This window comes from Aggregatimonas sangjinii, from assembly GCF_005943945.1.
GTDB classification, from domain to species: domain Bacteria; phylum Bacteroidota; class Bacteroidia; order Flavobacteriales; family Flavobacteriaceae; genus Pelagihabitans; species Pelagihabitans sangjinii.
The window spans coordinates 2,050,199-2,068,151 of record NZ_CP040710.1 but is presented as its reverse complement, the minus strand read 5'-3'; the positions used below and the strand labels follow the sequence as shown (position 1 = coordinate 2,068,151).

Sequence of the window (17,953 nt, the reverse complement as noted above, 5' to 3'; positions counted from 1 at the left end):
AAAAATACTAGATTATTACCTTATTGTTACGGATTATCCCATAAATCGAACCTTTTAATGTGGTTTGTAGGAATGCCGAATTTACTGAAGTGCTGTTCAGATTTTCCATTTCTAAGGTGTAGGCCTTTGAAGGTTCGAACAAGGTAAGGTTGGCTTGTTGGCCTTCTTGTAAAGTGGGACAGGCCAGGCCGTACCGTTCCCGCCCTTTGGTCAAGAGTGTGATGGTGGTTTCCAAATCAAAGAGCTGGTTCAAAATCCCGAAAGCACTTTCAAGTCCGATCGTGCCATAGGCGGCATTATCGAACTCGATTCTTTTCTGTTCGATATCCATTGGGGTATGGTCGGTGGTCACAAAATCGATAGTTCCTTTTTCAAGGCCTTTTTTGAGGGCGACCACATCGTTCTTTTCCCGTAAAGGCGGCATCGTTTTGAAGTTGGTGTCGAAATCAGTAAGCTTGTCATCTGTAAACCAGAGATTATGTATCGCCACACTGCAACTCACGTCGAGCCCTTTTTTCTTTGCTGCAGCAATCAACTTCACCGCGCCTGCCGTTGAAATGGTCGGGATATGTAGTTTACCTCCGGTGTACTCCAGGATAAAAAGATCCCTAGCTATTTGTAGTTCTTCCGCCAAAGGCGGAATGCCTTTTAAGCCCAATTGTGTAGACATCGCTCCTTCGTTTACGATTCCTTTACCGGCGATTTTTTCATCCATCGGAAAAGAATATACGAGCCCATCGAAATTTTGGCTGTATTGCAAGGCGATTTTCAGGAGATTGGGATTTCCTATGGGATTTTTGGCATCGCTAAACCCGACCGCGCCCGCGTTTTTCATGTCGAATAATTCGGCCAAATGTTCCCCTTTACCCTGTACCGTAACGTTGCCTAGCGGATGTAGTTGTGTCACTTCTTTGTTGGCTGCGTTTTTTAGGAAGATAATATCGGAACTGCTATCGGGCACCGGATTCGAGCTCGGGTTTAAGACCACATCGGTAAAGCCGCTTTTTCCAGCGGTCAAAAGTCCATTCGATATTGTTTCCCGCTCCTCGTAACCGGGCTCACCGAAACTTACCCCACTATCGAACCAACCTATGGATACATGCAGGTTTTTGTAATCGATGATTTTACTTTTTTTAGCGGCAGTGATGTCTCCCGCAATCCGCTCGATTTTACCATTTTTTATCAGGATGTCCCTTTTTTTCAAATGGAGCCCCTTGTTCGAAGGGTCCACTATTTTAGCCGATTTGAGCAGTATATCCATCACAGGTATTTTTGTATCAGTAGTTCCAACACCATAAAAAGCAGTGCTAAAATAACAAACCATTTCCAAAGCTCGTTGATGCTGTTGTCTTTTTCAATCGATTCGAAAAGGGCAGGTATTGAGTTCGTCTCCACCGTATTGTCACTGCCTATCGAGCTTGCGTAGACCAGTTCGCTCTCTTCGCGTTGATAATTGAAACTGATATCCTGAATGGTGTTATCCCCATTTTTGATCTCATAAATACCATCTTCCTCTGGATTTTGGTCGAAACCGAGCTGCACCCGGTTCGAGAACGAACGTTGTTGTGGGATAAATTCATATTCCCCTTTTACGGCCTTTACAACCCGATCATCCGCTAAGGCCGTGGCGATGTCGATAGTTGCATTCCTGCCTAAGACGGTATACAACTCCGGGAGTTGTAAACTACTTTTCCCCATATTATAGAAGGTGGGAACGATCAAGGGAGAATTTTTATAGTTCGAATTTTGATTGGATAAGGGTGCGGTGAAAAAGTAGACATCATCGGCACCGACCAAAAAAGGTTGGTCATCCTGAAACGAAAGTAGGGCAGGGGCATTCGTTTTTAAAGTAAAGTAGCTGGATACGTTTGGATATTGGAAATTGGTCACTTTTTGTTCAAAAACATCTTGATATAGCGGATGGGAAAAGTTGATTTTCGTGATGTTTCTACCGTCGGTCATTTTATAGCCGTACGCCGTGCTGAAATAGTTGCCGGTAAAAGTATTGTACGACAAGACATCCATGGCATTCGAAGGCAAGATGACCAGACTGCCTCCGTTCTCGGTAAAAGACCTCAAACTCGTAGTCATCGCGGTGGGAATACTCGGCAGTTCATTTAGAACGATAAGATTTTGTTCCTCAAGCTGGCTATAATCCAGGCTTTTGAGGGTGGTGTTCTTATAATCGAACTCGTCTTTGGTGAAAATCCGTTGCAGGTAGTCGTCACTTTCGCTGCCGATAGAAAGCACTTTAATGTTGTCTTTTTTGTTCAAACTAAAGTATAGGTGGTTGTCGTATTGCAAGCCGGCATCCGTTATTTGCAACTTCCCCTTTATCGTCTCGTTTTTTGGAAGGGTAAAATTTATGCTTGTTTTTTCGGTATCGTCAAATACCGCTGCGGTCTTCGCTATCAACTGCCCACCATTAAACAGCGATACGGGAGTACTCTCCGTTTCCCCGTTGGTATTTAGCAGTACGGTAAGTTCAAGATTTTCGCCATCATTTTGCAAATAAACGGAGTCTAGCGAGACGTTGGCAGTGCTTTCCGGCGCTAACCGAACCAAGAAGGTCTTAAAATTGTTGGTGCTATCTAGGGCGTGGGACGCAAAGCGCTGTTGAAAATCGGAGATAAGTATCAAATTTTTATCAGTACCCGTGTCGGAACTGAAAAATGTGTTTGCCTTAAGCCGCACTTCATCTAGTCGCAATTGCTCGGCAGTGGTCTTCAGGGCAAGTAAGTCGTTCCGTATTTCAGGTAAGGTTACGTTCCTAAAGACTTCCTTATTCGTAAACAGGCTGATTTTTTTGGTTTCCGGCAACGATTTCACCAAGGACTGAACTGCATTTTCAAATAGAGTACCATCAACCGCCTTGGCTTGCATACTAAAGGAGTCATCAAGATAGATAACGGTCTCTTTTTCCAAAAGTGCCGTCTTCCCCGCTAAAAATGGTTGCGCAAACGCAATGACCAGACAGGCCAATAAAAGCATTCTCGCGGCCAACAACAGCCATTTTTTTAAGGTGTTACTGCGTCGGGATTCCGAGACGACCTTTTTGAGAAACTTAACGTTGGTAAAAGGCGTTTTTTTAAATCTGCGGAGTTGAAACAGATGAATGATAATAGGAATCAGTAGTAGAAGTAAGCCCCAAAGAAGTTCTGGATGTTTAAACTGCATTCCCTAATTTGATTAAATAAACGAGCCCGGGGCAAGCTTGTCTGTCCGGTAGGCGGGCCTCGGAGCAACTTGGCTGACGATAGTCAGGTTTGAATCTCGATTATAGGGTAAAGGTAATTTAAAAAAGACAAAAGAGCGTAGCTCAGTTCGACAAAAGACCAAAGAGTTCTGGTAATTTGGCCATGTGCGAAACAACAAAATTTTTACTACCCATTGGGCTAGAATACACCGATTCAACCCAAGGGAGATTTAGTGCTACATCGAAAGAACGAAACGAAAATCAACAAAAAAAGAAATAGTCCTTTGCATGCGTTTGTTGCAGTCCGGAAAAGAAGTTCCGTATCATAGCTTGCGCTTCGTCATTGGCAACGGTTACGATACTTTGGGGGTTTTCAAGGTTTTTCAATACAGTATACGACATCATTTCGGTATCATAAATAACCTTACCTATTTTGTTCGGATTATCGCAAAGCCAATAAAAATCGATATTTTTCGATATCAATCCTTTTGCAATGGTCTTTCCTTTGTTGCCCGCCCCCCAGACCGTCAAGGGCCGACCGATATCATATTCCAGTTTCAAAAAATAATGCAATTTGATATCTAGAAAGTAGTTTTGGGCGTAATGCTCGCTCGTACGCGATGTCCTAGTGTCGTAGTCCCTCCAATAATGGAGCAACTCCGTACAGGGAATGCATTTTAATCCTCGCTCATAAAATCGAAAGGCCAGATCGTAATCTTCGGGATAGCGATGGGGTTCGAAAGCACCACAGGCATCCAGATCTTCCCTATAAGTCATCCAGCAGGGAGAGGGTATTACGCATTCTTTATAGATTTCGGTATAGTTTACGCCGCCTTGGGTCAACTTATTCAACCAATCTTGATAACGTTGGTAACCGTTGCTAATACCACTTTCCGAGAAATACTGTACCTGACCAATCGCAATATGTCCCCGTCCGTTTGCCAGTAAAGCGGCGGACATGTACTGTAATTTATTTGGGGGCATGATATCGTCAGAGTCCATTCTTGTGATAAGCAATCCTTTGCTATTGGCATAGGCCGTTCTTAGTGCTTCGATAATACCACTCCCTTTATTCGAAAAACATTTGATGCGTTTGTCCTTTGCCATAAAATCGTTTACTATCCTTAAACTGCCGTCGGTAGCATGATCGTTTACGGCCAAAACCTCCCAATTGGAAAAAGATTGTTGTACGATGGATTCCAAACATTCCGCTATGTATGCGGCTGTGTTCTTGAAGGGAATAAGTATGCTGATCACCGGTCCTTGCATGGGTGCAAGTTATATTAAAAAGGCGTAACGACGATAGGTTTCCGGGTCTGTGGACCAATGATTGATTTAGCTCGTAATGCTGTATTTTGAAGGGTATGAAGGGTGAATACATAAAAGAAGTGCCCGTTTCCCAGAAGGAAAACGGGCACTGACATGAACACAAACCTCATCTTAAATTTCGTATTTGCCTTAAGGACTTGAAATGACGATGGGTTATAGGTGTTAATGGGTGAATTAGCACAGCTCATAAATGGGTTCACCAACCACAGGTACTATCCTATTTCTTGAAGTTTTAAAAGCGCCTCGGATTTCGAATTGACGTTCAGTTTCAGGTATATATTTTGAATGTGAAAATTCACTGCACTCGCCGTAACAAATAGTTTTTCGGCGATGGTCTTATAGGTCGCACCTTGACTCAAATAGTCGATGATCTGGTTTTCCCTTTCGGAAAAAGCCTCGTATGATTTTGGTCGAAAGGTCGATATGATCATCTTGGCTACGTCGTTACCGATAACGGCCCCTTCTTTTTTAACGGAATCAAGTGCATGATACAGTCTTTTGCTTGTAAAGGGTTTGGTAAGAAAACCATTGGCCCCGTGTTTGAAGGCTTTTTTGATTACTTCGATACCGCTTTGTTGTCCTGTCATGATCACCTTTACATTCGCATCAATTTTTCGAAAACGCTTTAAACCTTCTATACCATTAACCAAGGGTAGTTGTACTTCCGAGATGATGATATCAGGTTGTATGGTCTCATATTCAAAGAGCGCTGCATCTACTGAAGCGTAAACGCCGTTCAAGGTGAAATCGGTGTATTCTTCAAAATAACTTTTGTAATCGATATAGGACTGCGGATTACCGTCAATGATAATTACTTTTAAAATTTTTGAATTCATAACTGTGAGGTTTGTTTGTGCAATCTTTTACTACCCAATGGGAGCAAAGGAGCGCACGAGGTTCGATTTGGGTTCATTTACAAATGCAGTTTGTCAGTTACATTTGGGCATAGGGCGATAAGCCACCGTATCGTTAAGGTACAGTGTGGGCTACAATTCAAAACAAGTCGTTTGATGAAATTTGGACAAGACAAGTCTAGCACAACGTTCTAGAACAATGTTTGATCGAATGGTAGCAAAATCTTATTGCTGAAAATAAGTGTCGAATTCCGTCTAGGCTACATATCGTTTAAAACGATCTTGACCGTAAAGCTTTTGCTCTTTGGGTTCCTTAGGTTTGAGTTGCCAAGGAGCTGTGCCGTTGGAATGTAAATGTACTGAAGAGGTGTCGAGGTTAAGTTTGAGGTTCATGGTTTGGGGGATTTGAGGGTTTTACATAACAATATTTGTGTTGTTTAATCTTTGATAAAATTACTAATTATTTATCGTATTCTATCTTTTTAGTAAGTGTTTTCGTTCAAATGCGCTTTATTTTAGCATTTAGGAACGTCTATTAATCTGGATAGTAGTTGTGAACGATGGCCGAATTGTCCGCAACTTCCATAATCCATTTTTCGTCTTGATACTTCCCGTTTAGATTGGTCACATAATCTGTTTTGGCGTCTCCTTTGTAATTATAATCTGCCAGATACACGTAGTGCAGACCGTTCTCTTTGTTGTAAAATTCCTTTGGATCAAGGCCTTTTTCTTTCAGGTCTTTCATAAAGGCATCCTTATACTTTTTGCTCTTGTAGACATTGGCGATCATGTAATATCCCGACCCGACACCAATAATATCAGAACCGTTCAAGACTTTGGTAGGTATTTCCTTGAAATCTTTGTATCTGTCCTCTCGCTTCTGAACCGAGGTGTTTTCGGTTTGTGCCAAAGTACCATAACCGTTTTGACCCTTACCGGTCAGTTCGGTCTTGATACTATTTTTGAGGTTTTTATACTCCACCTTGGGCTTTTCAGTTTGTGCCAGTGCGCTATAACTACTAGTGCCATTGCCTTGCAGTTCGGCATTGATGCTATTTTTCACGTTCATGGTTACCGCCCTAACGATCATTTCGTAACGTTTTTCCATGGCGGCGTTGCGAGCGTTTTCAATTGAATCTTGTCTAAGGATGAGCTGATCTAAAATCAAACGGTTTTCATAGGCCAACTGATCAATAATAACTTCGTTGACTTCTTTCTTGTCCAGTGGAGCACGATTCGCATCTGCTGTCAATTGTAAGATTTGCTCTTCATAGTTTCGTATGATCTCATCTATGCGCTGATCTTCGGATACATTCGCCCAATCATCATCGCCTTGTTTTTTATCAAAGGTGTATGCCAACGATACCTCGTGGTTCCATCCGAGATTGGTATCATCCTGTAAAATATCCTTTTCGAGCAAATACCCCAATGACATTTTTTTACTGATGTTCACTCCCAAACCGAAAGACATACCATAGGTAGGATCGAAATTGGTTTGAAACCAACCGTAATTAGGCATGTCAAAAAGCAGGGAGCCGCTATAATCGAGATCTTTGTTTTCATCCTGACCAAATTGCAGTAAGGGCATAAGACGGGCATTTTCGAATACACCTCTTGTGGCATTGAACGTGTAGGTATATTGCAATGATGCCTTTACGTTTTGTACCGATAAATTGGTCAACATCATGTTGGTGGTTTGATTATATTGAATCAAATCCTGCGCATAAAGTCCAAAATCAAAATTACCAATAGATAAGGTTGCTCCTGGTTGAAGCCCAATTTTACTTTCTTTGCGTGCTTCGTTGATCGTATCATCGCTTTCTGCAATAACGATTCTATTTTTATCCAATCCCACATTAAAATAATTCAGATTGGCACCTACCGTCAACTTGCTATTAGAGCCTAATGTGAGAGCCGTAGCATAGTTCGCATTAAAGCCGAATTCCTGTACCACTCCAGCCCATTGGCTATATACACCAATGCCCAAGGCGGTTCGTTCGTTGAGCTGATTGCTGAAACCTAGGAAATAGTTTTGCCTGTTGTCTTCGAAGGTACTGTACTGATTTCTATGTAAAATATTCAAGTACGATTTGTTCTCTCGAACTACCGAAAAAGTAGGATTGATGAAAAATCGGTTGAAGAAAAGCTGATTGTGATAGGTGCTTTCAGGACCCGGATTTGGTGCAGCTTCCTGACCAAGGGCGACTTGCAGGTTGCACAATGCGCAAAGCACTAGCAGCAGACTTGTTCTATAGATGTTACTTTTGTAGGCCATGAGGGGGAGGTTTGGGTTAATGCTGATGTCTATAAATCTCGGCAGTACCGGTTTCGTTGGTTACCGGTATTCCGATGGTGCGGATTATATAACCGTGTTCATGAGCTGATTCTGATCTCGGGGGAATTTGAATATCGACGGCATTTAGATTTGCATACCCGATGAAAAGCCTCGAACTCGGTTTGAATTGTTTTTAGGAATTCGAGGCTTCCGCAGGGTACCTAATTTTAATTGTCTTCAAAAACTGAGGTGGTGAAATCGATTTTCAGTTTGTTGTTAAGCGCTGATGATAGATCATATTCGCTTCGGTCCTTGATTGTATTTTTCTTGTCATCGGTATATGAGAATGCGACTTGTTTCAACGCATCCTTATTCTTTCCTCTGTTGGAAAGTACGTAACCAATACCTTTTTCGGCCATGATGTACATCGAGAAATCGTCTTTCGAACTATTGATCGGGCTGCCTAGGTTTGTTGCCCATCCGACCTTCTTTTGACCTACTTGTGCCATGTAAAGGTCAAGACCTCCGTATCCTTCGCGTCCTTCGGAAGCAAAGACCAAGTTATTCCCGTCTACCAAGCTAGGGTACATATCATTCTTTTTAGTATTCACTTTCGTACCAAGATTTTTGGCCTTCCCGACGACTCCGTTGGTGCCGATATCTGCAGTGTAGATATCATATTTGCCAAAGGTACCGGGCATATCCGAGGTGAAGAACAGTCGCTTACCATCGCTTGAGATCGCAGGGTGCATGGCGGAATAGTGGTTGGGGGCCAAAGCCACTTCCCGGACATTTTTCCATTGCCCGTTTACTTTATCGGTACGGTATATTTTATGAACGAGCTCTTTTTTCGAGAAGATACCTGTTGCCGGCTTTACGAAAACGGCCTTGCTGAAATATGCCGTTCTACCATCTTCGGTTACTACAGCGGGCATCTCATTGGCATCTTGATAAGCCTGTTTTTTTCCATTGGCTTTTTTACCGAGAAGCCCTTTGCTTCTTTCGTATTCCACCAAGTAATCCAACGACTGTGACCTGTAATTCAATTGTAGGTCAAAATCACGATGATTACTGGCCATGCTCTGGTTTGATTCCTGTGCTTCGAATTGCTTTTTTAGATGGTAATCATTTCTGATTTCGGCGAGCCAATCTTCACTGCTATCGGTTGCCGTAATGGTATTGGCATTGGTAACCTGCTCGAGGGCGTACTGATAGCGCTTTTCATAATTCGCGCTTATCGCCCTACCTTCTTGGTGTTCGAACAACTTCTTGTACCAAAAGGCGGCGTTTTCGTATTTTTCCAACAAGAAGTTCGCATTGCCCAAGTCTTCAAAAATTTCTTTTTCCGAATAGCCTAGGGATTTTAGTTTTTGGTAATTGCTTACTTCTTTTGATTGGTTTTCTTCTAAGGTGTTAAAATTAGAATTCATTCGTTGGGCCGTTAAAGAACAGCATAACATCGTGCCGATAATTGTAAGGAACACGTTGTAGGTAGTTGTGTTTGTCATTAGAAAAGATTTTGAGGGTTTTTACAGTAGCAAAGTTGAAGAAATGTTTCCACTCGCTTATTAATAAAAATTCATAGGTTTTGGTTTTTATCCGAAATTTCTTACCGTTCATCCAACTTTCTATAAAGTGAATTAAGGTGACAAAACTATGTTTTCAGGAGTTTGCTAAGATAGACCCAAGACCCACAGCCATTGGGGTTAAATCGCAATTAGAAGGATGTTGCCCAACTAAAAATCTGTAATGGCACTTTAAATTTGCCTGATAATCGAGATTCGGCAGGCGGGACAGCGTAGTTTGCGCTAAATTGCTCAGAGGAACCTTTTTATATGATAAGGTCTCTTATTATTTGAATATATTAAGGTGATTAATCTGAAGTGCCATAGTCCTTTGGAAAAGGTTATCATAGTAGAAGCCGTGAGACGGCGGACCGTCTCTTGAAATCAAAAAGATAAACAAGGATAGAACTCAATACTAATAGGAATACAGGACGTCATTCTAAACTTTGCGTAATTCTTTTTTCAGGATTTTGCCAGTGGCGCTCATCGGTAGTGCATCGGTCAATGTAATGATACGCGGATACTTATAAGCCGCAATATTTGCTTTTGTATATTCCATCAATTCCTGCTTCGAGGCGGTATCGCCCTCGTTGAGTACCACGAATGCCTTTATTTCTTCACCCTTCTCATCATCCGGGACACCGATTACGGCCACCATTGATACCGCAGGATGTTTCATCATGACCTCTTCGACTTCACGAGGATAAACATTAAGTCCACCACGAATGATCATATCTTTCGTTCGGTCTACGATATAGTAGAATCCGTCCTCATCCTTCACTGCAATGTCTCCAGAGTGTAACCACCCATTTTGAATGGTCTGCTCGGTCGCCTCGGGATCATTATAATATCCCTTCATCACGTTATGCCCTTTGTAGAGCAGCTCTCCTTTTTCCCCGGCGGCCACGTCATTACCTTCTTCATCTACCAGCTTCACTTGTACGCCCCAGACCGGAGTTCCAATAGAACCGGCTTTTGTACCCACATCGTATTGATTGAAGGTGACGACCGGAGAACCTTCGGACATCCCATAGCCTTCTAGAATAGCGACCTCAAAGTGTTTTTCGAATTTTTCGAGAACCGGTATCGGTAGGGAGGCACCTCCGGAGAGACACCCTTTCAAGGTTTTCTTGATCGAGGAGATATCATATTCGTTTTGGTCCAAATAGCTGTTAAGGCCCCAATACATAGTTGGTACTCCGGCGAATACCGTAACCTTGTGGGCATCCATTAGTTGTAGAACGCCCTCCGCATCAAAACGTGGCATTAAAATCGAGGTGGCCCCAACATACAATCCGGCATTCATTAAGACCGTCATCGCAAAAATATGGAACAACGGTAAAACGATTAAAAAGGTATCCTCGGCTTTCGCATCAAAAAGATTTGAACTCAGGACAGTGTTCATTATCAAGTTGGAATGCGACAGTTCCGCACCCTTGGGCTTGCCTGTCGTACCCGACGTATAGACGATTACCGCCGTATCGGTAGCCGCTGTCGGTACCGTATCGAAATGAGCGGGTTGTCCGACCATAAGGCTGCCTAGAGTTTTAATACCTTCAATCGGGGCGGGCATTTCCGGTTTGGACATAATCATGTAAAAATGCTTGCAATCGGTAGTTTCGGTAAAACCGGCATGTCCCATTTTGCCCATCGGAAGTTCCTCGGTGCCCTCAAAACAGAAATAGGCCTTGGCCTCACTGTTCTCTAAATGGTATTTGATTTCATCTGCCTTTAGAAGCACACTAAGCGGCACTACGGCGGCTCCGGCTTTAAGAATACCATTATAGATTATTGGGAAATAGGGGAGATTGAAACAGCTTAGCGCAACTTTATCACCCGGTTGAATACCGATGGCAACCAAGCCATTGGCTACCTGATTAGCAGCCGCATTGATTTGGGCAAAACTAAGGCTGGTATCCATAAAGGTAAAAGCTATTTTATTGGGGAATTTGAAGGCGCTGTTTTCGAGTAAGGTGGCTAAGTTGAGCATTGGCTTTATGATTTATGATGTACGGTTTGTACATTAGAGATATGCAGAAATACCATAGTCTAACAAGATAGACAATTTTCGGGGAAAAAGCGTGGAGGAAAATTTGAAGATAGTAGCCTATCTTTAGATCTGATTTTGAGGCATAGAAACGTGCAATACATTCATCCTAATCCTGTATATGTTGAAAAATAATGATGACTTTACCCAAGAGGAAATCGAAAGTTTTTCCACGGCCTATGTGTATTTAGAGCTGCCCGTACAATGGGGCAATATGGATGCGGCCAAACACGTGAACAATACCGTTTATCTACGATGGATAGAATCCGCGCGTATCGCGATGTTCGAAAAAATACATGCGGGTGACTTCGAGTTCAAAAAGTTAGTTCCTATTCTGGCTTGGCAAGATTGCAAGTATATTTTTCCGGTCACCTTTCCAGATCAAGTTATGGTTACACTAGATATAATAGAATTGCTGGAAGACCGGGTACTCTGCGAGGGAAGGATTTATAGTAAAAAAAACCGGAGAATCGTTGCTATTTCCAAATCCTTGCTAATGGCCTATGATATGGAAGCGCTGAAGAAACAGGCCTTTCCGGAATCTTGGCGAAAGGCATTGATCGATTTTTATGGAAATCGAATAGTGAAGTGATGTGAGCTTAGGTACAGGCCATATAATTAGTTCATAGATAACGTTTCCAGTATCCCTTGGAGTTTTTGATAAGTAGGTTCACTGCAGTGAGGCTAAGCGCCGCCCCAATGCACGTACTACCGGTAATAAAGTTAATTATTTACGAACCGTCCTATAATCAATTTTTTTCTACGATTTCATTAGGGTTTTTTATTTTAAGGCTTACTAGGATGACTACATTTCTTGAAAATATTCACGTTTAACCTCGCCTCCGTTTTCCGTAATCCATTTATTCAGTTTCTCTTCGGATTCCTTGTCGTGTACCGTTACCTGCTTTTGATGTCTGATAAGCTGACTCAAGGAGGTTTTATAGAAGATTTCAATCAGTTGATTTTCTTCAATTTCTGGGGAAAATAGTCTCCAGTGTCGAGCCCCTTCTCGATAGCGCTTATTCTTCAGTGCACTGATTTTCTCCATAGCTTCCCATCTAATTTTTGGGGATACGGTGTAACTAATATGAACCATAACCCAACCTCCTTCGTCCTTCATTTCGGAAAAAGGCTTTTCTGAGAGTCCGGAAGCCCTCTTAAAATTAAGATCTTTTGCAAGATCTAACGGAAATCTCAGTGCAACCAAGGCAATTACGACACTGGCGATACCCGCCCCATACAGCCCGTATTGCAAACTTGTCTGATCCGCAAACAAACCCCACAAGGCACTTCCTATACCCATGCTTCCGGACATGGCCATCAGAAAATAGGCTATGCCTCGTGCACCGTACCATTTCGGCAGGGCATATTGTGCAGAAGTCATAATACTCGTGAAGGATAGTTGCCAACATACGCCCGCTACAAAACAAATACTTATGGCATAATACTTTGAAGTGGTAAAGCCTAGAAATAAGAGGCATAACCCAAGTAGTATGGATACGACCATTGTCAACCGACTGGCTCCTAATATTCGGGTGATGGAATTGGAAAAAGAAACGCTTGTAACGGCGCCAATTCCTGAAGCGCCCAATAAATAACCGTAAAGGTCGGCTCCTCCGCTGAACTGCTCTTTTGCGATCAAAGGCATGAACGCCCAAAGCGCGGCGGCTGGAAAGAAGAATAGCAGCGCCCTTATAATACTGTGGTGTAGCGCAGGCGTGTATCTCAGAAAACGAATGGAATCGCCCATAGAATGGGTTAATTTTTGCCCTGGAAGTTCCTCGTTCTTTGAGTCGCGTTTCCAAAACGAGATGACTAGGACTACTGCTCCGAAAGAGAGCGCATCGATCCAAAAAGGGAGGTCTAAGGCGTACATTGTTATTAAGGCCCCTCCTAGAATAGGGCCTAGCGCCCTGCTTAAATTGTAGGCAATGCCGGTCAGATTCACCGCTGTTCTCAGTTGTGACTTGGGAACAAGTTGTGGGGTAAGCGCTGCAAGAACCGGACGAGAGAAGGCTGCACCAATACCGTTAAGCAATGTGAAAAACAGTAAGAGAAATACGGTCGCTTTGTCCAAGTATACGATGTATGCGAAAATAAGGGTGTTGATCACCAGTAGACTTTGCGAAATGATAATGATTTTTTTTTGATTGTAAAGATCTCCTAGAGCACCGGTCGGAAGTGCCAAAAGAAATAAGGGTATCAACGTAGCGGTTTGAACCAATGATACCATAAATGCAGATGAATCCAATTCGGTCATCAACCATCCGGAACCTACTGTAAATAGCCAAGTGCCAGTATTGGATATAAAGGTTGCGACGACGAATAGAAGAAAAAAAGTGTTTTTGTAAAGACTGGGATTTTCTTTATTCATATCAGACAACAGGGTAATTTCGTTTTGGTGCAGCTCTTTTAACAATCAAAAATTAAGAATCTTGCTTCTTTAAATACAAGTCAGAACAGAACTGTAAGGTTGTTCGAGACGCCATCGTAGGCACATAGGTGTGAAAAATAATAAAAGTCCCTTGTTTACACGAAGGACTTTTAAGTTATATAAGGTATGGGTACCGCATCCTAGGATTTTTGCAGACTTGCCCCTTGCGATTTGTACATCGCAAGAAGTCATTCCATACCTTTAAAAATTTTCCGTGGAAGTTAGGATTATTCATTAGACAAGCTTGACGGTATCGAATAATTCGTTAACAATTTTGAGCTGTCACAGAACTCTGGCCACATTAAAAAAGTATGCCTCGTTTTTGGTTTAGAATATAACTTTGAACCGTAGCATCAGCTACAATTTAAAATAAAAAATCAACAAAGATAGTTGTGGGTTTCATTTTGGCGGAGGAAGAGGAACTATCCAAATTCTCGTTTTTATAGCGTATATAGGGCTTAAAGGACCTTCAAAATTTACTGACACCAAATTAGGCCCTTTTTGAGAAAAATTTAAGAATTTCAAGAATACTTTATAAGAGACTGTTTGGAAATATGTCGTTAGAATTGTTATGGTCTATTTTTGATGCATTATGAGGCAAAATTTTTCAGCATAGCAGCGCTACGGTCAAAAATTTTAACGAAATAAGGCGCAAAAAGAGGCCCTAAGAAAATAAGCGAGATATTTCCAAACAGTCTCTAAGATAGATGCGCAAATTCCTATAAATCATTTCAAACTATATTCTAAGGAACAAGTCGTAGAAAACTCATTGGATTAGTACCGATAATCGGTACTTTTCTCGAAAGTTTATTAAAGTTGAATGGCTCTACTTTCATACGATACAGCTCGGAATAGTAATATTACTAACAATTCATTTGGTGTTATAATGGTAAATTTGGATTTAAATACCTATATTTAACCATTATATTGGTACAATATGTTAGAAATTACTACAATAAAAGATGTGAAAGTCAAGATTGGTGAAGCCTGTAAGGCACTTCGTAAATCAAATGAGCTATCTAGAGACGAACTTGCGGAAGTGCTTGATGTCTCTAGCACCACCATTCAAAACATCGAGAATGGTAAAAATGCTACACTTGATAATGTTCTAAAAGTAGCAAACCATTTTGGATTATTACAATCTATTGCCAATCAAATAGATAAAGTCATTGTTGATCAAAATGATATTTCATTGTATTAAAAGATGGCTAGGGATAAAATCATAGATATTATTGTATTTGGCCAAGAGATTGGCAAATTAGGCTATGATATAAATCAGGGCAAATCCTTTTTTCAATACAATCCAGAATTCCTGGACAGTGGCGAATTTTCAAAACTATTTCCTTTTATTTTCAAACGTACCAAACCAGCGCAGGTATTTACGGAATACCAACATGATACGTTTCAAGGTTTGCCACCAATGATAGCCGATTCCCTGCCAGACACTTTTGGAAATATCATTTTCCAAGAATGGTTAACAGCAAGAGGCATCCAAAAGGTAACACCATTGCAACAGTTGGCTTATGTAGCGGATCGCGGTATGGGAGCCATAGAGTACAAACCCGTAAAAGAGCTACCTACTACATCATCTATAAACATCGATGAAATCATTAACATCTTAGAAAAAGTATTAAGACTTAAGGAAGATACATCCGGGGCAGCCCTTGATGAATTGTCTTTGCTTAACGTTTTCAAAATAGGAACGTCTGCAGGTGGAGCTAGACCTAAAATCTTAATATCCGAACATAAAGAAACTGGTAAAATCATCGCTGGAGATAGGGAAACAAGCGAGGACTACAATCACTATCTAGTTAAGCTACACCTTGATGATAGCGATGGCTACAATAAAGAAAAAGTAGAATATGCCTATTATTTATTAGCGCAAGAAGCAGGTGTTGATATGATGCCATCAAAGCTGATAGAAAAAAAGCACTTTGCAACACTTAGATATGATAGACAACACGGAGAAAAACAGCACATATTAACCGTAACAGGTTTAACGGGTTGGGATTTTAAAAGTCAACCGGAGAACTCTTCCTATGAGAATGTTTTTAAAGTGGCCTTAGGATTAGAAGTTCCACATAAAGATTTACAGCAATTGTTCAAGCGAATGGTTTTTAATGTCGTATTTAGAAATATAGACGACCATTTAAAGAACCATAGTTTTATTTATGACAAAGAAAAAGATAGTTGGAATTTAGCACCTGCATATGATTTGACTTATGCGCTCAATCCGCTATTCACATTTAAAGCTACCTCTAGGGCTTTGTCTATTTATGGAAAGCGGACAGAGATCGGTATGAAAGATATGCTTGCGATAGCAGAAGAATTTGTTATTAAAAATCCAAAAGGTATTATTGAGGAGGTACAGGCATTGATTCCTAAGTGGATTGAGATCGCTGAAGAATTAAACATACCAGGACATATAGTAAAAGCGATTCAAAAAGAAATAAAGAGAATAGAATAGTGGCTAAAGAATGAATCAACTATCTACCATAAAAGAAAGGCTTAAAAATTTAAATGAAACTGATTTAAGTATTCACCTTGGCTCAGCTATAATTTAAACCAAAACCCAAAACGATAGTTGTGGGTTTCCTTTTTTGGCGGAGGAAGAGGGATTACCTTCGGTTTTCCTTACGACCTCCCCACCTGATAATAAAGCTCGAAATCGCTTGGCGATTTTCGGGCTTTTGCATTTATCCACTATTGAAAACTTGGGTTTTCAACGTTCCTAAAAACAAAAGCCCGATTTTCTACGAAAACCGAGCTTTGCTCTAAGCGGAGGAAGAGGGTTTTGAACCTTATATATCCTATTGGATACTAATTATCTAAACAACCTATATATCAAGAGGTTGTTGATAATTCCTAATATCTATTTGACTCTAAACCTATAACAAATCATACCTTTACTGTCAACGATTCTGTCAACTGACAAATAAGCTATGAAATTCACCTTCAATCTCAAAGAACCCAAGAAAGACGGGGAAACCCTAATATTATTCTCGGCATATTTTCGAAATGAGGGTAGGAAATTTGTGTATTCTACTGGTGAAAGTGTCAACCCAAAGGAATGGGATTTTAAGCATCGACATCCAAACGACCTCAACGGACGCAGCGCAAATGCCAACAGACATAGGGGTATCAAGCGGCAGTTAGACCGTTATTCAAATTATTTTTCTGACCTCATCCAAAGTTACAAGCTATCTAATCGAGAAATAACCATTGCTGTGGTTAAAGGTGATTTTGACACCCAGTTTAAGCGTACGAAAGCTATTAGTAGTAAATTCTTTGAAGTGTATGATATCTTTCTGACTGAGAAGCGAAACGATTTTACCGAAGGGGCAAATTCTATTTCTACGATTAGCAGATATACCTACAATAAAAAATTACTGGTTGACTTTGAAGATTGGAAGGGTAAAAAACTACATTTTAATCAATTTACAAGTGCCTTTTATAATGACTTAGTCGAGTATTGCATAACGGTCAAAGAACATTCTGCCAATACTCTAAGAAGAAATATAGGTCTATTAAAAACCTTCCTGTACTGGTCGGTTGAAAACGGTTATAATTATAAACTGGATTTTCAAAAGTTTAAGGCACCAAAGGCGCAACAGACCGATGAGGTCGCATTAACATTGGATGAAGTTAAGGAGGTTTTTGAGTTTGATTTTAGTGCAAATCGAAAGCTAGAAAAGGTGAGAGACTTATTTGTTTTTGGTTGTGCTACTGGTATGAGGTATAGTAACTACTCTAAAGTAGCCAAAAAAGATGTTCATAACGGTGTTATCAAAGTAAGAGACCAAAAGAATACAGACAAATCTTTAGAAGTACCACTAAATGAGTTCTCTACGTATATTCTGAAAAAGTATGACTACAATCTACCCAAGCTATCCAACCAAAAATTCAATGATTATATCAAAGAAGTATTCGGGGCTATTGGTTATACCCAAGATATTAAAAAGACCATTAAGATAGGTAGAGAGTTAAAGGAACAGATTAAGCCCTTAAATGAGCGTATTTCATCCCATACCGCACGGAGAAGCTTTATTACGATAATGAAGAATAAAAAGATTCCCGATAAGGTGATTATGAGCTTTACGGGGCATCGAAGCTTAGAAGTTTTTAATAAGTATTACAAGCCAAACAATGATGATAAAAAAGAATTCATGAAAACAGTGTGGAAAATGGAAAAAGCTCCAATCTCAGTTACAGGTTAAATGAAGAATAAATACATAATAGTAGAATTTGAGCCT

General features: G+C 40.8%; 13 protein-coding genes. 4 read left to right on the top strand and 9 right to left on the bottom strand.

What is annotated here, in order from left to right:
• Window positions 1-7: 7 nt before the first annotated feature.
• The 8 genes from FGM00_RS08430 to FGM00_RS08400 form a co-directional block, all read right to left on the bottom strand.
• The gene (locus FGM00_RS08430) at window positions 8-1,261 is read right to left on the bottom strand and encodes a dihydroorotase (protein ID WP_138852476.1); all 1,254 of its coding nucleotides are present in this window, start codon (window positions 1,259-1,261) and stop codon (window positions 8-10) included.
• Window positions 1,261-3,177 carry a BatA domain-containing protein gene (locus FGM00_RS08425; RefSeq protein WP_138852475.1) on the bottom strand — a complete coding sequence of 639 codons (1,917 nt, stop codon included), beginning with the start codon at window positions 3,175-3,177 and terminating at the stop codon, window positions 1,261-1,263. Before FGM00_RS08425 ends, FGM00_RS08430 begins: the two co-directional genes overlap by 1 nt.
• Before the next feature lie 280 nt (window positions 3,178-3,457).
• Complete coding sequence (locus tag FGM00_RS08420; protein WP_138852474.1) at window positions 3,458-4,465, bottom strand: glycosyltransferase family 2 protein; 1,008 nt, start codon at window positions 4,463-4,465, stop codon at window positions 3,458-3,460.
• Window positions 4,466-4,737: 272 nt separating this feature from the next.
• Window positions 4,738-5,361 carry a response regulator transcription factor gene (locus FGM00_RS08415; protein ID WP_138852473.1) on the bottom strand — a complete coding sequence of 208 codons (624 nt, stop codon included), beginning with the start codon at window positions 5,359-5,361 and terminating at the stop codon, window positions 4,738-4,740.
• Between the two features lie 273 nt (window positions 5,362-5,634).
• A complete protein-coding gene (locus FGM00_RS19800) occupies window positions 5,635-5,772 on the bottom strand; it encodes a hypothetical protein (RefSeq protein ID WP_175416207.1) in 138 nt (45 codons plus the stop codon).
• A 142-nt stretch (window positions 5,773-5,914) separates the two neighbouring features.
• The gene (locus tag FGM00_RS08410; RefSeq protein ID WP_138852472.1) at window positions 5,915-7,654 is read right to left on the bottom strand and encodes a PorP/SprF family type IX secretion system membrane protein; all 1,740 of its coding nucleotides are present in this window, start codon (window positions 7,652-7,654) and stop codon (window positions 5,915-5,917) included.
• A 227-nt stretch (window positions 7,655-7,881) separates the two neighbouring features.
• A complete protein-coding gene (locus FGM00_RS08405) occupies window positions 7,882-9,162 on the bottom strand; it encodes a TolB family protein (RefSeq protein ID WP_138852471.1) in 1,281 nt (426 codons plus the stop codon).
• Between the two features lie 496 nt (window positions 9,163-9,658).
• Complete coding sequence (locus tag FGM00_RS08400) at window positions 9,659-11,209, bottom strand: long-chain-fatty-acid--CoA ligase (protein ID WP_138852470.1); 1,551 nt, start codon at window positions 11,207-11,209, stop codon at window positions 9,659-9,661.
• 178 nt (window positions 11,210-11,387) lie between these two features.
• Here FGM00_RS08400 and FGM00_RS08395 point away from each other — a divergent pair, with 178 nt between their 5' ends.
• Window positions 11,388-11,858: an acyl-CoA thioesterase gene (locus tag FGM00_RS08395; RefSeq protein WP_138852469.1), complete on the top strand. Its 471-nt coding sequence runs from the start codon at window positions 11,388-11,390 to the stop codon at window positions 11,856-11,858.
• A gap of 213 nt (window positions 11,859-12,071) precedes the next feature.
• Here FGM00_RS08395 and FGM00_RS08390 read toward each other — a convergent pair whose 3' ends face one another.
• Window positions 12,072-13,640: an MFS transporter gene (locus tag FGM00_RS08390; protein ID WP_138852468.1), complete on the bottom strand. Its 1,569-nt coding sequence runs from the start codon at window positions 13,638-13,640 to the stop codon at window positions 12,072-12,074.
• 997 nt (window positions 13,641-14,637) lie between these two features.
• Here FGM00_RS08390 and FGM00_RS08385 point away from each other — a divergent pair.
• From FGM00_RS08385 to FGM00_RS08375, 3 genes are all read left to right on the top strand, one after another.
• Window positions 14,638-14,901 (top strand): helix-turn-helix transcriptional regulator, encoded by a 264-nt coding sequence (locus tag FGM00_RS08385; protein ID WP_138852467.1) that lies wholly within the window; start codon window positions 14,638-14,640, stop codon window positions 14,899-14,901.
• A gap of 3 nt (window positions 14,902-14,904) precedes the next feature.
• Window positions 14,905-16,167, top strand: a complete 1,263-nt coding sequence (locus FGM00_RS08380; RefSeq protein ID WP_138852466.1) for a type II toxin-antitoxin system HipA family toxin — start codon at window positions 14,905-14,907, stop codon at window positions 16,165-16,167.
• Window positions 16,168-16,642: 475 nt separating this feature from the next.
• Window positions 16,643-17,917, top strand: a complete 1,275-nt coding sequence (locus FGM00_RS08375; protein ID WP_138852465.1) for a tyrosine-type recombinase/integrase — start codon at window positions 16,643-16,645, stop codon at window positions 17,915-17,917.
• The last annotated feature ends 36 nt before the right edge of the window (window positions 17,918-17,953 follow it).

Excerpts from the sequence above, each read along its gene's own strand:
- FGM00_RS08405 (WP_138852471.1), bottom strand. The coding sequence starts at position 9,162 with ATGACAAACACAACTACCTACAACGTGTTCCTTACAATTATCGGCACG.
- FGM00_RS08380 (WP_138852466.1), top strand. The coding sequence starts at position 14,905 with ATGGCTAGGGATAAAATCATAGATATTATTGTATTTGGCCAAGAGATT.
- FGM00_RS08395 (WP_138852469.1), top strand. The coding sequence starts at position 11,388 with ATGTTGAAAAATAATGATGACTTTACCCAAGAGGAAATCGAAAGTTTT.
- FGM00_RS08400 (WP_138852470.1), bottom strand. The coding sequence starts at position 11,209 with ATGCTCAACTTAGCCACCTTACTCGAAAACAGCGCCTTCAAATTCCCC.
- FGM00_RS08390 (WP_138852468.1), bottom strand. The coding sequence starts at position 13,640 with ATGAATAAAGAAAATCCCAGTCTTTACAAAAACACTTTTTTTCTTCTA.
- FGM00_RS08375 (WP_138852465.1), top strand. The coding sequence starts at position 16,643 with ATGAAATTCACCTTCAATCTCAAAGAACCCAAGAAAGACGGGGAAACC.
- FGM00_RS08385 (WP_138852467.1), top strand. The coding sequence starts at position 14,638 with ATGTTAGAAATTACTACAATAAAAGATGTGAAAGTCAAGATTGGTGAA.
- FGM00_RS08430 (WP_138852476.1), bottom strand. The coding sequence starts at position 1,261 with ATGGATATACTGCTCAAATCGGCTAAAATAGTGGACCCTTCGAACAAG.
- FGM00_RS19800 (WP_175416207.1), bottom strand. The coding sequence starts at position 5,772 with ATGAACCTCAAACTTAACCTCGACACCTCTTCAGTACATTTACATTCC.
- FGM00_RS08415 (WP_138852473.1), bottom strand. The coding sequence starts at position 5,361 with ATGAATTCAAAAATTTTAAAAGTAATTATCATTGACGGTAATCCGCAG.
- FGM00_RS08425 (WP_138852475.1), bottom strand. The coding sequence starts at position 3,177 with ATGCAGTTTAAACATCCAGAACTTCTTTGGGGCTTACTTCTACTACTG.
- FGM00_RS08420 (WP_138852474.1), bottom strand. The coding sequence starts at position 4,465 with ATGCAAGGACCGGTGATCAGCATACTTATTCCCTTCAAGAACACAGCC.
- FGM00_RS08410 (WP_138852472.1), bottom strand. The coding sequence starts at position 7,654 with ATGGCCTACAAAAGTAACATCTATAGAACAAGTCTGCTGCTAGTGCTT.